Source organism: Escherichia sp. AM3 (assembly GCF_032029835.1).
GTDB lineage: Bacteria > Pseudomonadota > Gammaproteobacteria > Enterobacterales > Enterobacteriaceae > Escherichia > Escherichia coli.
The window spans coordinates 1-333 of sequence record NZ_JAVUPQ010000736.1 but is presented as its reverse complement, the minus strand read 5'-3'; the positions used below and the strand labels follow the sequence as shown (position 1 = coordinate 333).

At 46.8% G+C, this 333-nt stretch carries 1 pseudogene; it reads left to right on the top strand.

Annotated elements, in window-relative coordinates:
* Positions 1-136: pseudogene (locus tag RTW80_RS28120) on the top strand (GalU regulator GalF); the annotation flags it as partial.
* Positions 137-333: the final 197 nt, after the last annotated feature.

The window sequence follows — 333 nt, the reverse complement described above, 5'->3', positions numbered from 1 at the left end:
CGCGATGCTGATGACTGGCGAAAGCTATGACTGCGGTAAGAAAATGGGCGATATGCAGGCCTTCGTCACCTACGGAATGCGTAACCTGAAAGAGGGCGCCAAATTCCGCGAAAGCATTAAAAAACTGCTGGCCTGAACGCCAGCCTGAGACCGAGCGACAGGATCTGAACATCCGTCCTGCCGCTCATAACGTTATGCAAAATTTATTCATAACGTAAATGTTATATCGATTGTAAAGAAATGTATGGCTTCGGAGACTTCTGGTAGTTTGTCTCTGGCGTCTGTGGTGCAATAGTCGGAGTAGCGGCAATAATGCTTTATGAATAGTCACTT